This window comes from Alcaligenes sp. HNGD-HTN06, from assembly GCF_049932565.1.
Lineage (GTDB): Bacteria > Pseudomonadota > Gammaproteobacteria > Burkholderiales > Burkholderiaceae_B > Alcaligenes > Alcaligenes ammonioxydans.
Genome location: NZ_CP187782.1, coordinates 1,786,814 through 1,803,226, shown reverse-complemented (window position 1 = coordinate 1,803,226; position 16,413 = coordinate 1,786,814). Strand labels below are relative to the sequence as shown.

15 protein-coding genes are annotated in these 16,413 nt (G+C 55.8%); 6 read left to right on the top strand and 9 right to left on the bottom strand.

Annotated elements, in window-relative coordinates; translation table 11 throughout:
* Positions 1 to 2: 2 nt before the first annotated feature.
* On the bottom strand, positions 3 to 974 hold the full coding sequence (locus ACOZ42_RS08215) for a D-2-hydroxyacid dehydrogenase (protein ID WP_003800028.1): 972 nt from the start codon (positions 972 to 974) through the stop codon (positions 3 to 5).
* A gap of 153 nt (positions 975 to 1,127) precedes the next feature.
* On the opposite strand from ACOZ42_RS08215, the gene ACOZ42_RS08210 reads away from it, so the two are divergent.
* Both ACOZ42_RS08210 and ACOZ42_RS08205 read left to right on the top strand, forming a co-directional pair.
* A complete protein-coding gene (locus ACOZ42_RS08210) occupies positions 1,128 to 3,038 on the top strand; it encodes an alpha/beta hydrolase family protein (RefSeq protein WP_426345810.1) in 1,911 nt (636 codons plus the stop codon).
* A 60-nt stretch (positions 3,039 to 3,098) separates the two neighbouring features.
* Complete coding sequence (locus ACOZ42_RS08205; protein ID WP_039942985.1) at positions 3,099 to 3,713, top strand: glutathione S-transferase family protein; 615 nt, start codon at positions 3,099 to 3,101, stop codon at positions 3,711 to 3,713.
* A gap of 246 nt (positions 3,714 to 3,959) precedes the next feature.
* Here the strand turns inward: ACOZ42_RS08205 and ACOZ42_RS08200 are convergent, their stop codons facing one another.
* From ACOZ42_RS08200 to proC, 6 genes are all read right to left on the bottom strand, one after another.
* Positions 3,960 to 4,661 (bottom strand): ABC transporter ATP-binding protein, encoded by a 702-nt coding sequence (locus ACOZ42_RS08200; protein WP_003800034.1) that lies wholly within the window; start codon positions 4,659 to 4,661, stop codon positions 3,960 to 3,962.
* The gene (gene livG / locus ACOZ42_RS08195) at positions 4,662 to 5,426 is read right to left on the bottom strand and encodes a high-affinity branched-chain amino acid ABC transporter ATP-binding protein LivG (RefSeq protein ID WP_003800036.1); all 765 of its coding nucleotides are present in this window, start codon (positions 5,424 to 5,426) and stop codon (positions 4,662 to 4,664) included.
* Positions 5,423 to 6,646, bottom strand: a complete 1,224-nt coding sequence (gene livM, locus ACOZ42_RS08190; RefSeq protein WP_039942987.1) for a high-affinity branched-chain amino acid ABC transporter permease LivM — start codon at positions 6,644 to 6,646, stop codon at positions 5,423 to 5,425. Before livM ends, livG begins: the two co-directional genes overlap by 4 nt.
* Positions 6,646 to 7,575: a high-affinity branched-chain amino acid ABC transporter permease LivH gene (livH, locus tag ACOZ42_RS08185; RefSeq protein WP_003800042.1), complete on the bottom strand. Its 930-nt coding sequence runs from the start codon at positions 7,573 to 7,575 to the stop codon at positions 6,646 to 6,648. The genes livM and livH overlap by 1 nt, the downstream gene beginning before the upstream one ends.
* 104 nt (positions 7,576 to 7,679) lie before the next feature.
* Complete coding sequence (locus tag ACOZ42_RS08180) at positions 7,680 to 8,801, bottom strand: high-affinity branched-chain amino acid ABC transporter substrate-binding protein (protein ID WP_003800044.1); 1,122 nt, start codon at positions 8,799 to 8,801, stop codon at positions 7,680 to 7,682.
* Positions 8,802 to 9,124: 323 nt separating this feature from the next.
* On the bottom strand, positions 9,125 to 9,976 hold the full coding sequence (gene proC / locus ACOZ42_RS08175) for a pyrroline-5-carboxylate reductase (protein WP_131071790.1): 852 nt from the start codon (positions 9,974 to 9,976) through the stop codon (positions 9,125 to 9,127).
* A gap of 166 nt (positions 9,977 to 10,142) precedes the next feature.
* Here proC and ugpB point away from each other — a divergent pair, with 166 nt between their 5' ends.
* The 4 genes from ugpB to ACOZ42_RS08155 all read left to right on the top strand — a co-directional run bounded on the left by ugpB (position 10,143) and on the right by ACOZ42_RS08155 (position 14,490).
* Positions 10,143 to 11,450, top strand: a complete 1,308-nt coding sequence (gene ugpB, locus ACOZ42_RS08170) for a sn-glycerol-3-phosphate ABC transporter substrate-binding protein UgpB (RefSeq protein ID WP_059317629.1) — start codon at positions 10,143 to 10,145, stop codon at positions 11,448 to 11,450.
* Positions 11,451 to 11,635: 185 nt separating this feature from the next.
* Positions 11,636 to 12,520, top strand: coding sequence for a sn-glycerol-3-phosphate ABC transporter permease UgpA (gene ugpA / locus ACOZ42_RS08165; RefSeq protein ID WP_003800049.1), 885 nt, complete (start codon positions 11,636 to 11,638; stop codon positions 12,518 to 12,520).
* Positions 12,521 to 12,541: 21 nt separating this feature from the next.
* The gene (gene ugpE, locus ACOZ42_RS08160) at positions 12,542 to 13,384 is read left to right on the top strand and encodes a sn-glycerol-3-phosphate ABC transporter permease UgpE (RefSeq protein WP_003800051.1); all 843 of its coding nucleotides are present in this window, start codon (positions 12,542 to 12,544) and stop codon (positions 13,382 to 13,384) included.
* Between the two features lie 20 nt (positions 13,385 to 13,404).
* Entirely contained in the window at positions 13,405 to 14,490 is a 1,086-nt protein-coding gene (locus tag ACOZ42_RS08155; protein ID WP_003800053.1) for a sn-glycerol-3-phosphate import ATP-binding protein UgpC, read from the top strand.
* Between the two features lie 76 nt (positions 14,491 to 14,566).
* Here the strand turns inward: ACOZ42_RS08155 and ACOZ42_RS08150 are convergent, their stop codons facing one another.
* Complete coding sequence (locus tag ACOZ42_RS08150; RefSeq protein ID WP_003800055.1) at positions 14,567 to 15,691, bottom strand: branched-chain amino acid ABC transporter substrate-binding protein; 1,125 nt, start codon at positions 15,689 to 15,691, stop codon at positions 14,567 to 14,569.
* A 155-nt stretch (positions 15,692 to 15,846) separates the two neighbouring features.
* Positions 15,847 to 16,314, bottom strand: coding sequence for a Dps family protein (locus tag ACOZ42_RS08145; RefSeq protein ID WP_039943084.1), 468 nt, complete (start codon positions 16,312 to 16,314; stop codon positions 15,847 to 15,849).
* Positions 16,315 to 16,413 lie beyond the last annotated feature (99 nt).

The following is a 16,413-nucleotide window of genomic DNA, read 5'->3' as shown; positions in this document are numbered from 1 at the left end:
ATTTACAGCGTATGGCGTGCTTGGCCACGATGGAAAGCCGCAATGTTGTCGATCAGCTGGTTTGCCAAAGCCTGCATGGCTTCCTGACTGGCCCAGCCTATGTGCGGGGTCAAAATGTAATTGGGTAAGTCTAACAAGCGCATCAGGGTATGGTCAGCGGGTGGCGGCTCGGGCGTGCAAACATCAATCCCTGCGCCTCCCAGCCAGCCTTGTCGCAAGGCGTGTTCCAGCGCCTGATTGTCAATCAGCCCGCCACGGGCAGTATTGATCAGCAAGGGACGGCGGGGGGCCATGCGTTCGAATTCGGCCATACCCAGCATGTTCTGCGTGTCAGCGGTCAAGGGGCAATGCAACGAGAGAATGTCGGCTTGTTCTAGCACTTGCTCAAAGGGCAAGCGGTCATCGGCATTGCTAACGATGGTCTGACCACGGCGCTGCGCAAAGATGACTTTCATCCCCAATGCTCGGCCCATGGTGGCGACGGCCTGACCCAAAGAGCCTGAGCCAATCACACCCAGGGTGGAGCCGGCCAGATCGCGGATGGGATAGTCGAAATAACAAAACTGCTGGGCTTCTTGCCAGCGTCCTTCCTTGACGGACTGGCGGTAGGCGCAGATATTACGACGCAAGGCAAAGATCAGTGCAAAAACGTGTTCTGGGACACTGCGTACGGCATAGTCGCGGATATTGCTGACCACAATCTGACGTTCGTGGGCGGCATCAAGGTCAATGTTGTCGCTACCCGTGGCGGCCAGTGCGATCATTTTCAAGTGGGGCGCGGCCTGCATATGCTCGCGTCGCAGCGCCACTTTATTGCTGATGACAATGTCGGCATCAGCAATACGTTCGGCCACTTGATCGGGAGCCGTACGTCCGTACACTTGCAGTTCATGCTTAAAGGGAACCTGCGGCAGCTTGACGCTGTCAGACAGTGTTTCCCTATCCAGAAAAACGATACGAGTCAAAGAAGTCATGCCTGTCCTTGTCCTGAGCGGTAGCGGTACGTTGCGGCCCTATTATCAGCGGGTTCTTGCCTTTGCTTGGGATCATCATCCGATATAGTAATGGGATTGATGCAGGCTTGTCCCTGGTCTCCTTCCATAACCCTGTTTTATAGGTTCGTGCTTATGCTCTTGTCCCTCTTGCTTTCTTTGGGCGCGCATGCCCTGGTACCGGAGAACGTCGCCAGCGTCACTCCTCCCCTGTACGACATTCGGGATTTTTTTCAGAACCCCAAACGCAGCGGTTTCCGGATTTCTGATCAAGGGCGCATGATCGGCTTTATGGAGCCGGTCAAGATCGACGGACAACCCGCTCGTCAGAATATTTTTGTGCAAGAGCTGGAAGGCAGTGAACCGGTCGGCGAGCCTCGTCGCGTGACCGCCGAGCATCAACGCGATATTGCCGAGTACTTCTGGAAAGGCGACGAGACCGTAATTTACGCCAAGGATGTCAATGGCGACGAGAACTATCACGTTCTGGCCGTCAATGTGAATACGGGCAAGATCACGGACTTGACGCCTTTGAAAGGGGTGCGAGCGGGCGTGCAAGATGATTTGCCCGATGATCCGGACCATATTCTGGTCTCGCACAATGGTCGCAACCCGGAAGTCTTTGATGTCTACAAGGTCAACGTGCTGACCGGTGAAAGCACGCTGGCGGCCGAGAATCCGGGAGATGTGCTGGGCTGGAGCACGGACCATCAGGGCCGCGTACGCCTGGCCATGGCCATTTCCGGTGTGGATTCCGAACTGCGTTATCGTGACAGCGAATCCGAGCCCTTCCGCAGCATTTTGCAAACAGATTTCCGCACCGAAGTCAGCCCCCTCTTTTTTCACGCCGATAACCAGCGCTTTTATGCCCTGAGCAATCGTGGGCGTGACACCTTGGCATTGGTCTTGATTGACCCTGCCAGACCCGACGTGGAAGAGAATGTTTATGAGCTGCCCGATTATGACCTGATGGGGGCCGGGTATTCACGCCTGCGTCAGGTGCTGACGTCGGTGGATTACTATACCGACAAGCCCGGTCAGCATTTCTTTGATGAGCAAAGCGAGAAAATTCACGCCGCGATCGCCCGTCAATTGCCGGGCTATGAAATCAGCGTGCAGTCCATGACACGCGACGAGAAGAAAATGATTGTGGCCAGCTACAGCGACCGCAACCCTGGCTCGCGCTATTTGTACGATGTGGACAGCAACAGCCTGCACAAGCTGGCCGTCATCAATAGTGCTTTGCCGGAAAGTGATATGGCGGTGATGCGGCCCATCGAATTTACGGCCCGCGATGGCATGAAGATTCATGGCTACTTGAGCCTGCCTTTGGGTGTGCCCAGCCGCGACCTGCCGGTGGTCATCAATCCGCACGGGGGGCCTTGGACGCGGGACTATTGGGGCTTTAACCCCGAAGTCCAGTTCCTGGCCAACCGTGGCTACGCTGTTTTGCAGATCAACTTCCGTAGTTCGACCGGTTATGGTCGCAAGTTCTGGGAAGCGGGCTTCAAACAATGGGGGTTGAGCATGCAGGACGACATTAGCGATGGCGTTCAGTGGCTGATCGATCAAAAGATTGCTGACCCCAAACGCATTGCTATTTACGGTGCCAGCTACGGTGGTTACGCGACCTTGGCCGGTATTGTCAAAACCCCTGACTTGTACGCAGCGGCAGTGGACTATGTAGGCGTGTCCAATCTTCTGACCTTCATGAACACCATTCCGCCCTACTGGAAACCGATGCTGGTGAAGATGCATGCGATGGTGGGTGATCCCGTCAAAGACAAGGAGCTGCTGGAAGCCAATTCGCCTGTTTTGCATGCCGACAGGATCCGCACCCCGTTATTTATTGCCCAGGGCGCCCACGACCCACGGGTGAACAAGGCAGAAAGTGATCAAATGGTAGAGGCCTTGAAGGCTCGCGGCGTGGATGTGGAGTATATGGTCAAGGACAACGAAGGCCACGGCTTTCACAATGACGAGAACAAGTTCGAGTTTTACGAACGCATGGAGCGCTTCCTGGCCCGCCACCTTCAAGCTCGATAGTTTTGGAGTGGCGCGATGAGCTCGCGCCATTTGTTTACCGCACTTTTGGAAAGAGAACGTATGAAACTGTATTACATGACAGGCGCTTGTCCTTTGGTGACCCGCATCGCACTGGAGTGGATCGGCACACCGTTTGAAGCTCAGCGCGTCAGCCGCGACGAGCTGCAGCAAGAGGCATTCTTGAAGCTGAACCCTAACGGGGCCGTGCCGGTTCTGGTCGATGGTGATTTGGTCCTGACGCAAAGCATCGCTATTCTGGAGTACCTGAACGAAAAATTTCCTCAGGCCAATCTGCTGGGCAACACCATCGAACAACGCTTTGAGGCCCGCCGCTGGTTGGCGTTCCTGAATGCCGAAATCCACCGCAACGTAGGTGTCATGTTTGGTACGCATCGCTATGCAGATCAGGAATCGACACAGGCCGAAATCAAAGCCAAGACGGCTGTCCTGCTGACCAAGCAGCTTGGTGTGATCGACAAGCACCTGGAAGGCAAAGAAACCCTGTCGGGTTCCTTGTCTGTGGCTGATGCTTATCTGTACGTGGTGCTGCGCTGGGCGGGTCTGATGAAGCTGGACCTGTCAGGCATGAAGAACCTGAACGCTTTCTTTGCTCGCATGGAGCAGAACGAAGGTGTGAAGGCGGCGCTGCGTGGTGAAGGCTTGTTGAAGGATTAAGTTGTATAGCAGCTAGCGATTCAGGCGTTCAGGGGATACGGCCGTGCTTTACTCCCCTGACACTGTGGGCAGGAATGTCGACGGCTTTTAGCGTTGGTGCCGCCATCCTTGTCCCTGCTGACTCTCCGAATAAAAAACCTGAATCCAGCTCAAGCTGAGATTCAGGTTTTTTTTACAGCCCGTCAATTAAAGCGATACTTCAAATGCGCGGTGCGGTACGGCGCTGAGGCTATGAGGGCTGGCTGTTTACGCGCCCAAGTACGCCTTGCGAATATCCGGATTGGCCAACAGATTGGCCCCGGTATCCTGCATCACCACCTTCCCGGTTTCCAGCACATAGCCACGGTCTGCGACTTGCAGGGCCTTGTTGGCGTTCTGCTCGACCAGGAACACCGTCACGCCTTCATCACGAATGGTGCGGATGATGTCAAAGATCTGCGCGATGATCAGCGGAGCCAGCCCCAGCGTCGGTTCATCCAGCAAGAGCAAAGAGGGTTTGCTCATCAGGGCACGACCAATAGCCAGCATTTGCTGTTCACCACCGGACATGGTCCCGGCACGCTGGGAGGCGCGCTCTTTGAGACGGGGAAACAGTTTGTAGACATGCTCTTCCCCTTCTTCGATCTCGCTGCGGTTCAGAAAGAAACCGCCCATCTTCAGGTTTTCCGACACGGTCAGGTCCGGAAAGACGCGGCGGCCTTCCGGGGAAATGGCGATGCCTTTGCGCATGATGCGGTGCGTGTCAGCGTGCGTGATGTCCTCTCCCATGAAGCTGATGCTGCCCGAGCTGGCTCGGGGCGAACCGCATACCGTCATGAGCAAGGTGGTTTTGCCTGCGCCGTTCGCGCCAATCAGGGTGACGATCTCGCCCTGATTGACGTCCACGCTGACTTGGTCCAGCGCCTGAATCGCGCCGTAATGGGTAGATACGGAGTCCAGCTTGAGCACTTATTCTTCCCCCAGATAGGCTTTGATGACGCGCGGATCATTGCGCACTTCTTCAGGTAGGCCGGTGGCAATGGGTTTGCCATACTCCATCACCAGAATCCGGTCCGATACGCCCATAACCAGGCTCATATCGTGCTCGATCAGCAAGACGGCCACGCCAAATTCGCGACGCAATTGGTCGATCAGAGCCTGCAGGTCACGTTTTTCCTGGGGGTTCAGGCCGGCAGCCGGTTCGTCCAGCATCAACAGGCGCGGCTGGGTAATCATGCAACGCGCGATTTCCAGGCGGCGCTGGTGACCGTAGGCCAGGTTGCCGGCCTCGCGATTGGCCAGGTCAGTCAGCCCCATGAAATCCAGCCATTGCACGGCACGTTCTTTGGCCTGCTTCTCGGACTGTTTGTATCGTGACAGATTCAGCAGCCCCGACAGGAACCCGGCCTTGAGCTGGCTGTGCTGGGCAACGAGTAGGTTCTCCAGCACGGTCAGCTTCTTGAACAGACGCACGTTCTGGAAAGTGCGCACCAGCCCTTTCTGAGCCACTTTGTGGCTGGGCAGGCCGTGAATGGGCTGACCTTCCAGAGTGACCGAGCCGGAGGTGGGATTGTAAAAACCGCCTACGCAGTTAAACACCGTAGTCTTGCCTGCCCCGTTGGGCCCGATGATGGCAAATACCTCGTCTTTGGCCACATCAAAGCTGACGGAATCCACCGCCAGCAAGCCGCCAAAACGCATGGACAGGTCTGATACTTGCAGTAATGGACTCATGTGCGCAACTCCACATGAGGACGCTGCACAGGCAACAAGCCCTGCGGACGCCATACCATCATGGCCACCATGACCAGACCAAAAATCAACATCCGATACTCCGCAAACTCTCGGGCCAGCTCAGGGACCACGGTCAGCACAATGGCCGCCAGGATGACGCCGATTTGTGAACCCATGCCACCCAGCACCACAATGGCCAGGATCAGGGCGGATTCAATAAAGGTGAAAGACTCTGGATTGACCAGACCCTGACGGGCAGCGAAGAATGCCCCGCCAAAGCCGGCAAACATGGCGCCCATGGTAAAGGCAGACAGCTTGATGGTGGTCGGGTTCAGCCCCAGCGAACGGCAGGCAATCTCGTCCTCGCGCAAGGCTTCCCAGGCACGGCCAATGGGCATACGCACCACGCGGCTGGAGACCAGCAAGGTAATCAGGGCCAAAGCCAGGGCCATCAAGTACAGATACACCACCACGTCCTGGTTGCTGAAGGTCCAGCCCATCAAGTCGTGGAACGTGGTCTGCCCTTCTGGCGCACGACGCGCCATGGGGAAACCGAATACGGTTGGTTTGGGTATGCCGGAAATCCCGTCAGGGCCGCCGGTCAGGTCATACATATTGATGAGCAAGAGGCGGATGATTTCGCCAAAACCCAGAGTGACGATGGCCAGATAGTCGCCACGCAAGCGCAGCACGGGGAAACCCAGCAGAAAGCCAAACAGGGCCGCCATGCCACCAGCCAGCGGCAGTGCTTCCCAGAAGCCCCAGCCTGCGTAGTGATAGAGCAAGGCGTAGGTGTAGGCACCCACCGCGTAGAAACCCACAAAACCCAGGTCCAGCAGGCCGGCAAAGCCCACCACAATGTTCAAGCCCAGACCGAGCATGATGTAGATCAGCACCAGGGTGGCAATGTCCACTTGGGCTCGACCGCCAAAAAAGGGCCAGACCACGGCGCAGGCAATCACGATATACAGCAGAATCTTTTTGTGCTGCATGCTTAGCGTCGGCAGTGTCCAACGGCTTTCTCGCACTTTGGTGCGATTGACGTTGGGCCGGATCAGCTGAACCACAAATACCAGGGCCATGCCAATCAGGACGATCTGCCAATCGCTCTCCAGATGGGTAGTCATTCCGGAGCGCACAATTTGCAGCCCAAAGACGGGAGCCACAATGATGCCTGCCAGAACAGCGGCGATAAATGCATTGCTAAAGCGGTTCATCATCAGACTTTCTCCACCTCGGGTTTACCCAGCAGGCCCGTGGGGCGGAACAGCAGGATAAAGACCAACAGCAAAAAGGCCACGATGTCCTTGTACTGCGACGAAATAAAGGCAGCCGCAAAGGTTTCTGCCAAACCCAGCAAGACACCACCCAGCATGGCGCCAGGGATGCTGCCAATCCCGCCCAGCACGGCGGCGGTAAAGGCTTTGATGCCGGCGATAAAGCCAATAAAGGGGTTCAGTTTGCCAATCGCGGTGGCAATCAGCACGCCGCCCACGGCGGCCAGCATGGCACCGATGATGAAGGTAAAGGAAATGATTTTGTTGGTATCAATACCAAGCAGATTGGCCATGCGCAAGTCTTGGGAACACGCGCGCGAAGCCCTCCCCAGTCGCGAATACTTGATGTAGAGGCTGAGCATGATCATCAGCACCACGGTCACGACGATAATCATGACACGCGAGTATGGCGCTGTAACGGTAAAGCCGTCCGAGCCCAGGCTGAACTGGAAGGAACCCGACAGCAGCGTTGGTACGGCCATGTCGCGCGCGCCCTGACCCAGGGCCACCCAGTTCTGCAGAAAAATGGACATACCAATGGCCGAGATCAGCGGAACCAGCCGGGGGCTGCCACGCAACGGCGCATAGGCGACTTTTTCAATCGCATAGCCGTAAACGGCGGTTACCAGGATGGCAACCAGCAACATGATAAGAATGATCAGCCAGATGGGCAGACCCGAGCCTACGCCAATCGCAGTCAGGGTCACCAGCCCGACATAGGCGCCGATCATATAGATCTCGCCGTGGGCAAAGTTAATCATTCCGATAATGCCATAGACCATTGTGTAGCCGATGGCGATCAGTGCATAAATAGCGCCCAAGGATAATCCATTGAACAGCTGTTGCACGATCTGAGGGAGTAAATCAGACATGCTTGTTTTTTTCCGTTGAGTCCGTCGTTTTGTTCTGAGGCTTTGTGGGCATCCAAAAGCAATGCCCCCGTTCTTCATAAAGAGCGGGGGCACATCATCCAGTCTTATTTCTCAACTAGATCAAAGTTGCCATCTTTATCCCACTTGAAAACGGCAAATTCGAAGTGCTTCAAATCACCCTTGGCGTCGTATTCTACCTCGCCAATGGCGGTATTGAACGCATTTGCGTGCATGTAGTCCGCGCCCTTGGCCGAATCCTCGCCGACGGCGTTGATCGTATCGGCAATAATTTGTACGGCCGCATAGGCCGGGAACGTGAAGGCCCCGTTAGGGTTGCGCTTGTATTTGCTGAAGTTCTCCATCACCTCTTTGTTGGCCGGCATCTTGGTGAAATCAGTTGGCAAGGTCACCAGCAATCCTTCCACTGCCGGGCCGGCAATGGCGACCAGGTCACGGTTGGCAACGCCTTCCGGTCCCATGAAGGTGTTTGTCATGCCCTGCTCACGAGCCTGACGCAGTAACAGACCCAGTTCGGCGTGATAGCCGCCAAAATAAATCAGGTCTGGATTGACGCCCTTGAGCTTGGTGATCACGGCTGAATAATCGCTGTCACCGACGTTGATGCCTTCGTACATGACGATGTTCATGTTCTTTTTCTTGAGTGCGTCACGCACTTGCGTGGCCACGCCCGAGCCGTAGGTTTGCTTGTCATGCAGCACGGCAATGCTCTTGGGCTTGAGCACATCAGCAATGTAGTCGGCCGCAAAAGGGCCTTGCTGGTCATCGCGCCCGATGGTGCGGAAAAAGTAATGAGGTTTGATGGTGTCGGTCACCAGCGGCGAGGTGGCGCCGGGAGTAATCGCCACAATCCCTTCCTGTTCGTAGATGTTGACAGCTGGTACGGTCGTGCCCGAGCACGCATGGGCGACGGCGAACTTGGCGCCGGAGTTGACCACGCGGTTGGCAGCCGGTACGGCCTGCTTGGGTTCACAGGCATCGTCAATCAGAACGGCCTCCAGCTTTTTGCCCTTGACCCCCCCTGCTGCATTGATCGCGTCAATCGCGGTCAAGGCACCGGCCTGGATCTGGTCCCCGTATTGAGTCGATGGGCCGGTCATGGGTTGAGGAATACCGATTTTGATGGTGTCCGCCGCGTAGGCGGTACCCATGGCCATTACCGTGGCCAGGGCGGTCAGAGCGGGGGTAAAGCGTCGAGTAAAGGTCATAGCAGCTGTCTCCCGAGGCCGGGGTCTACCGGCATTGCTTTTTAGAAAGTGCTTTTTCTGGTGCCTGGATAATCGTTGTTCTGCACCAGGGGAACCCATTTTGGGGTAGCCGCCTAAACGTTGTCACTTCGTATAAGCCCTAGCGCCGCGCAACGGTGTTTTCCGAATAAGCCTGCTTTGTTAAAAACCTGTTTCCTGAAAATACCTCGCCTGTTCAAGGCCTTATGGCTAAAAGACAAAAAGCATCCCGGAGGATGCTTTTTGTTTTGCCTGTTCAGGGCGCCCGATTAATTCCGCTTGGGGTAAAGAAAATCAAGCAGGTATCAGGAAAACTCTTTAGCCAGTTCACCGGCCCGCAGTTTGGCAGCCTTGACCGCTTGTTGTACCAGTGGCGTAAAACCCCCTTCGTTAAAAACAGCCAAAGCTGCAGCCGTGGTACCGCCCTTGGAGGTGACCCGCTCGCGCAAGACGGAGGGCGCTTCGGGAGACAGGGTTGCCAGCTGGGTGGCTCCATGCAAGGTCGCCAGTGAGAGCTGGCGGGCCTGTTCGGGCGACAAGCCCTGCTCAATTCCGGCTTTGATCAAGGCTTCGATGAACAAAAAGACGTAAGCTGGGCCACTGCCCGAAACGGCGGTGACGGCATCAATGGCTGCATCGTCCTCAACCCAAACCACCTCGCCAACGGACTTCAACAATTGCTGAGCAATGGATTTGTCGCTGTCATCCACCTGTTCCAGAGCCATCAGACCGGTAATGCCACAGCCAATAAAGGCCGGCGTATTGGGCATGCAGCGGATAACACGCTGGTACGGCTTGCCAGGCTCACCCAGCCACTGGGCCAGCGCGGTGGCGGGGATACCGGCAGCGACACTGATCACCAAGGTATCGTCCTGCAGATAGGGTTTGCAGGCCAGCACGGTCTCTTTCATGACCTGGGGCTTGACGGCGAAAACCCAGATACGTTGCCTGGACAGGGCCGGACCGGGCTCATGGGCGATGTGTACGCCTTGCTGGGCCCAGGACTCCAGGGCGGGCGGGTAGATATCGATTGCCAAAACGTCCGAGCCGCCGCAGCGTTTCCCGATCAAACCAGCGGCCAGCGCGCTAGCCATATTGCCTGCGCCGATAAACGCCAGCTTAAAAGAGGTATCGTGTGGATTCATCATCGCTCCCATTTAAAATCTGTCCTCTGACACGTTTTCTTAGCGTTTGAGGGTAATTAGTCATTGCTTATATGACGAACCCATGGATACATTCACGAGAGCGTCATAAACAAGTCATAAGCTTGAGTTTTAAAACCTGCTACACCTTAGCGGCACCTTTTATACAGGAGAAAACCTGATGCGAACAAAACTATTTGCTCTGTCTCTGGCCGGTCTGATTGCTTCGATTGGCACTGCGCAAGCGGCCACGGAAATTCAGTTCTGGCACTCAATGGAAGGAGCCTTGGGCGAACGGGTTAATGCATTAGTCAAAGACTTTAACGCATCTCAGTCGGACTACCAGGTTAAGGCTTCGTATAAAGGCAATTATGGCGAGTCCATGAATGCTGGCGTGGCCGCTTTCCGGGCGGGAAATGCACCCGATATCCTGCAAGTCTTTGAAGTGGGCACAGCCACCATGATGGCAGCCAAAGGCGCTATTCAGCCCGTTCAGGAGATGTCCGAAAAAGTGGGCAAACCGATCAACCCCGCTGATTTTCTGGGAGCTGTGGCCGGCTACTACTCCTCGAACGAGGGCAAGCTGATCTCCATGCCGTTCAACAGCTCCACTCCCGTGCTCTACTACAACAAGGATGCGTTCAAAAAGGCTGGCCTGGACCCCGAAAACCCACCCAAGACCTGGCAGGAACTGCATGCCACCGCCAAAAAACTGCGTGAGTCCGGTCAGGAGTGTGGCTATACCTCGTCCTGGCCATCGTGGATTTTGCTGGAAAACTTTGCGGCCTGGCACAACATTCCGTATGCCAGTGAAAACAACGGCTTTGGTGGCCCCGGTGCCCGCCTGCAGCTGGACAATCCGCTGTTTCTCAAGCACATGACCTTCCTGGCGGATATGTCCAAGGACGGCTCCTTCTCGTACGGCGGTCGGGGTGATACGGCCAACGCCCTGTTTACCAGCGGCAAGTGCGGCATGTTTACCGGCTCCAGCGGCAACCGCGCCAACATCATCAAAACCGGCGAGTTTGAGTTTGGTACCAGCAGCCTGCCCTATTACAGCGATGTGCAAGGCGCCCCTCAGAACTCCATTATTGGTGGCGCCTCCCTCTGGGTATTTGCCAAAAAGTCGGATGATGTCTACAAAGGCGTTACCGAATTCTTCCAGTTCATCTCCAGCCCTGAGCAGGCTGCTGCCTGGCACCAGAACACCGGTTATGTCCCTGTGACCAAGGCCGGCTTTGAAAAGACCAAGGAGTCCGATTTCTACGCTAAAAACGTAGGTGCGGATGTGGCGGTCAAACAGCTCGATGCCAGCACGACCGATAACTCCCGCGGTATCCGACTGGGTTATTTGCCCCAGATTCGCGATATCGAGGACGGTGTGATGGAACAGATTTTTGCAGGTAAAGTCACGCCTGAAGAAGGTTTGAAAGCCATGCAAAACCGTGGCAATGAACTGCTGGAGCGCTTTGAAAAGAGCGTGAAGTAAGCCGGGCCCGCCTTGTGCGGGTGGTTTACAATCGAGCGTATGAGCGCAGCGCCTGACGACGTTCCTTCCGGCCCCTGGCCCTACTAAACCGTCAGCAGGCCGTCCTGGCTGCTCATACGCTTTTCGTTTCACCTGAAATCTGTCCACCCTGATGGTGGCGCTCCTTTCCCCTTGCGCGCGAACCTATGGAAAAACGTGTCGTCTTTCGTCATAAGACACTTCCCTACCTGCTACTTGCTCCGCAGCTGGCCATTACTGTGATCTTTTTTTTCCTGCCTGCCGGGCAAGCGCTGTGGCAGGCTTTTCATTTGGAAGATCCGTTTGGTCTGTCCTCGCAGTTTGTCGGCCTGGCCAACTTTACCGAGCTGTTCAGCAGTACGGAATACAGGGCCTCGTTCAAGACGACCGCCGTGTTTTCCCTTGCCGTGTCCGTTCTGGGCCTGGTGGTGGCGTTGCTGTTGGCGGTAATGGCAAATCGTGTGGTGCGTGGCGCCCTGCTGTATCGCAGCCTGCTGATCTGGCCTTATGCCGTGGCAACCGCCGTGGCCGGTGTGTTATGGCTATTTCTGTTTTCGCCGTCCGTGGGGATTGTGGCGGTTTTTCTGCTGGAGCAGGGCTTTGAGTGGAACCCGCGTTTGAATGGTAATGATGCCATGTTGTTGGTGGTGATTGCCTCGGTGTGGAAACAGATCTCTTACAATTTTTTGTTCTTTCTAGCGGGTCTGCAAGCAATCCCTCGCTCTCTGATTGAAGCAGCCGCCATGGACGGTGCCGGGCCAATGCGCCGTTTTTGGGGCATTGTGTTTCCCCTGCTGGCGCCCACGACCTTTTTCCTGTTGGTCGTCAATATTATTTATGCCTTCTTTGATACGTTCGCCATCATTGATGTCGTCAGCCAAGGCGGCCCAGGTGAAGCAACGTCGATCCTGGTCTACCGAGTCTATAACACCGGCTTTCGAGGCCTGGATATTGGCTCCTCGGCGGCTCAGTCCGTGGTGCTGATGGCGATTGTGGTGGCACTGACCGTGATTCAGTTCCGCTACATCGATCGCAAAGTGACGTACAGCTAATGCGCAGCAAGGAACACAGTCATGGTTGAACGACGCCCTCTTCTCGATTTTTTCACGCATCTTATCCTGATCCTGGGTGTGATCGTGATCGCCCTGCCCCTGTACATCACCTTTGTGGCCTCGACCCAGACCAGTGCCGAAGTGGCCCGTGCGCCCATGTCGCTCTGGCCGGGCTCGCACATGGTGGAGAACTACCTGACCGCCTTGCAAGGCACGGCGACCAATTCTCCGCCCGTGGGTCGCATGCTGCTGGTCAGCATGGTGATGGCGCTGGGCATTGCGGTTGGCAAGATCATTATTTCCATGCTCTCGGCATTTGCCGTGGTGTATTTCCGCTTCCCCTTTCGCATGCTGTTTTTCTGGATGATTTTCATCACCCTGATGCTGCCTGTGGAAGTGCGAATCATGCCCACTTACAAGGTGGTGGCCGATTTGCAATTGCTCGATAGCTACGGAGGCCTTATTTTGCCTCTGATCGCCTCGGCAACGGCCACCTTCCTGTTTCGCCAGTTCTTTCTGACCGTGCCGGATGAGTTGATCGAGGCAGCGCGTATTGATGGGGCTGGCCCGATGCGGTTTTTCAAGGATGTGTTGCTGCCTCTATCCAAAACCAGCATTGCCGCTTTGTTTGTGATTCAGTTCATTTACGGCTGGAACCAGTATCTGTGGCCGTTGATTATCACCACCAAAGAGGATATGTACCCGATTGTGGTCGGTATCCGGCGCATGATTTCCGGTGGTGACAGCGTGACTGAATGGAATGTGGTGATGGCAACGGCCCTTTTGGCGATGATCCCGCCCGCACTGGTGGTGATGCTGATGCAAAAATGGTTCGTCAAAGGTCTTATCGACTCTGAAAAGTAATTCTCTACAGGCTTTATTGAATGGCTAGCTTACGATTTGAAGGCGTCAAGAAAACCTACCCGAACGGGACGGTCGTTATTCACGGCATTGATGTGGACGTGAACGATGGCGAGTTCGTGGTCATTGTGGGCCCTTCCGGCTGCGGGAAATCGACCTTGATGCGTATGGTGGCAGGCCTGGAATCCGTTACGGCGGGCCAGGTTCTGATTGACGGTAAAGTAGTCAATGATCTGGAACCGGCTGAACGCGACATCGCCATGGTGTTTCAGAACTACGCCCTCTACCCTCATATGTCGGTCTTTGACAATATGGCCTATGGTCTGAAGATCCGGAAATTCTCCAAGGACGAGATCAAGCAACGGGTCAATGCGGCGGCGGCCATTCTGGAGTTGGGTGCGCTGCTTGAGCGGCGTCCCGGCCAGCTATCCGGTGGTCAGCGCCAACGGGTGGCGATGGGTCGTGCGATTGTGCGTGAGCCCAAGGTGTTTCTGTTTGATGAGCCGTTGTCAAACCTGGATGCCAAGCTGCGAGTCCAGATGCGCCTGGAAATTCAGAAACTGCATCGTCGCCTGAAAACCACCAGTCTGTATGTGACGCACGATCAGATTGAGGCCATGACCTTGGCTGAGCGCATGATTGTGATGAACCAGGGCATGCCCGAGCAGATCGGCACTCCGGTCGAGGTGTTTGAAAAACCGGCCTCGGTGTTTGTGGCCACGTTTATTGGCTCGCCGCCCATGAACCTGTTACCGGTGCAAGTGAGCGAGCAAGGTCAGATTCTGCAGGACAATGGCCAGTCTGTGCAGTTTGGCCCTGAGATGGTGCCTGCCTCCGTCCGAGGCCGCAAGGTGTTTTTGGGCATTCGCCCTGAACACATCAGGCTGCATGTGCCGGGTGTGACGACGCAAGTTGAAATGGTCGAAGTTCTGGGCTCCGAGCAGCTCTTGCATCTGGGTTGTGGCGACTACCGCATTATTGTGCGCTGTCCGATTGAACAAACGCGCGAGTATCCGATTCAAATTGGGGAGGCCATCCAGATTGGTCACATGCCCCCCCACCCTTTGCACTGGTTCGATCGCGAGACGGGGTTGCGTATTGATGCCTGAATGGGCTTGAGCGCAAAACCCTAATAAAAAAAACCGACCCGAAGGTCGGTTTTTTTTTGCACACAAGTATCAGAGATTACTTGCCGTAGACCGATTTGCTACCGTCTGCGTGCCAGCTGAACACATCAAATTTGAAGTCGTTCAGGTCGCCCTGCTTGTTCCAGCTGATAAGACCGATAGGTGTTTTCACACTGTTGGCATGCAGGTACTCTGCCACCTTGACGGGGTCGTCAGCGCCAGCGCCCTTGATGCCTTCGGCAATAGCCAAGGTGGCAGCATAGGCGGACAACTGGAACGCACCGCTAGGATCGCGCTTCTTGTCCTTGAAGGCTTGTACGATGGCCTGGTTGTCGGGATCTTGCGAGAAGTCCGCAGGCAAGGTCAGCAGCATACCTTCCACGGCCTTGCCGGCAATGGCGTTGATATCGGGGTTGCCTACCCCTTCTGGGCCCATGAAATGAACTTTCACGCCTTGCTCAGCTGCCTGACGCAGCAACAGCCCCATTTCGGGGTGATAGCCGCCAAAGTACACGAAGTCCACACCCGTGGATTTCAGTTTGGTGATTACAGCCGAGTAATCACTGTCGCCCGCATTGATCCCTTCGAACAGGACCACGTCCGTACCGGCTTTTTGCAGTTCAGAGCGGACCGAGGCGGCAATACCCTGACCGTAGGACTGCTTGTCGTGCAGCACCGCTACTTTGGTGGGTTTGATCTGTTCCAGAATGAACTTGGCAGCAGCCGGACCTTGCTGATCATCGCGACCGATGGTGCGCAGGATCATTTCATAGCCTTTGCCATCGGTGACCGCAGGAGCCGTAGCCGATGGGGTGACCATCAATACGCCTTCGTTGTTGTAAATGTCCGTGGCCGCGATGGTCGCACCCGAACACACGTGGCCGACAACATAATGGATCTTGTCATTCACGATACGGTTAGCGGCGACAGGCCCTTGCTTGGGTTCGCAGGCGTCGTCAACAGTGACCAGTTCGAGCTGTTTGCCCAGAACGCCACCGCTGGCATTGATCTGTTCGATGGCTGTGTCGACACCTTGTTTGACCATATCGCCGTATTGGGTGACCGAGCCTGTAAAAGGGCCCGCCAGCGCGATACGGATATTGTCAGCGTGAGCAGCACCGGACAAGAGCAGACCCGTTGCCAGGCTCATGGCCGCTGCAACAGGAGTGAAACGAATTTTCATAGAAAACACCTCCGTGAATATGCAGGAAAGCATACACCGATAACGAGGCTTTATGCCTGCCTTGCGACCCAATTCAGGGTTTTCTATAGTGGAAAAAAGAAGGGCCACCTTGCGGCGGCCCTTTTTCTTGCGCTTGGACAGCGACAACGAACGAATTACTGCAGCAAACTGCGCAGCATCCAGGCGTTTTTCTCGTGCACGTCCAGACGCTGGGTCAACAAATCAGCCGTGGGCTGGTCGTCGGCAGAGTCGGCGCGATCAAAAGCCGTACGGGCGGTACGAGCCAGCGCTTCGTTACCCTTGACCAGCAATTCGATCATGGTGGTGGCATCCGGCACGGAAGTGGGCTGCGTAATCGAGGAGAGCTTCTGGAATTCGGCGTAGGTGCCTGGCGCGTAATGACCCAACGCGCGGATACGCTCAGCGATGTCGTCCAGAGCCTGCCACAGTTCCGTGTACTGGGTCATGAACAGCTCGTGCAGAGTCTTGAACATGGGGCCAGTGACGTTCCAGTGGAAGTTGTGTGTCATCAGGTAGACGGTATAAGAGTCGGCCAGCACCTTGGACAGCTCATTGACCACCGCAGCACGATCTGCCGTGGAAATGCCGATATCAATCTTCAGCGCGCTGCTGGTGGACGTCGCGGGGGCAGCAGGTTTGGTGGCGGCCGGTTTTGCAGCCGCCGGTTTACGGGCGGCGGCGGGTTTGGCCGCCGCTGTAGC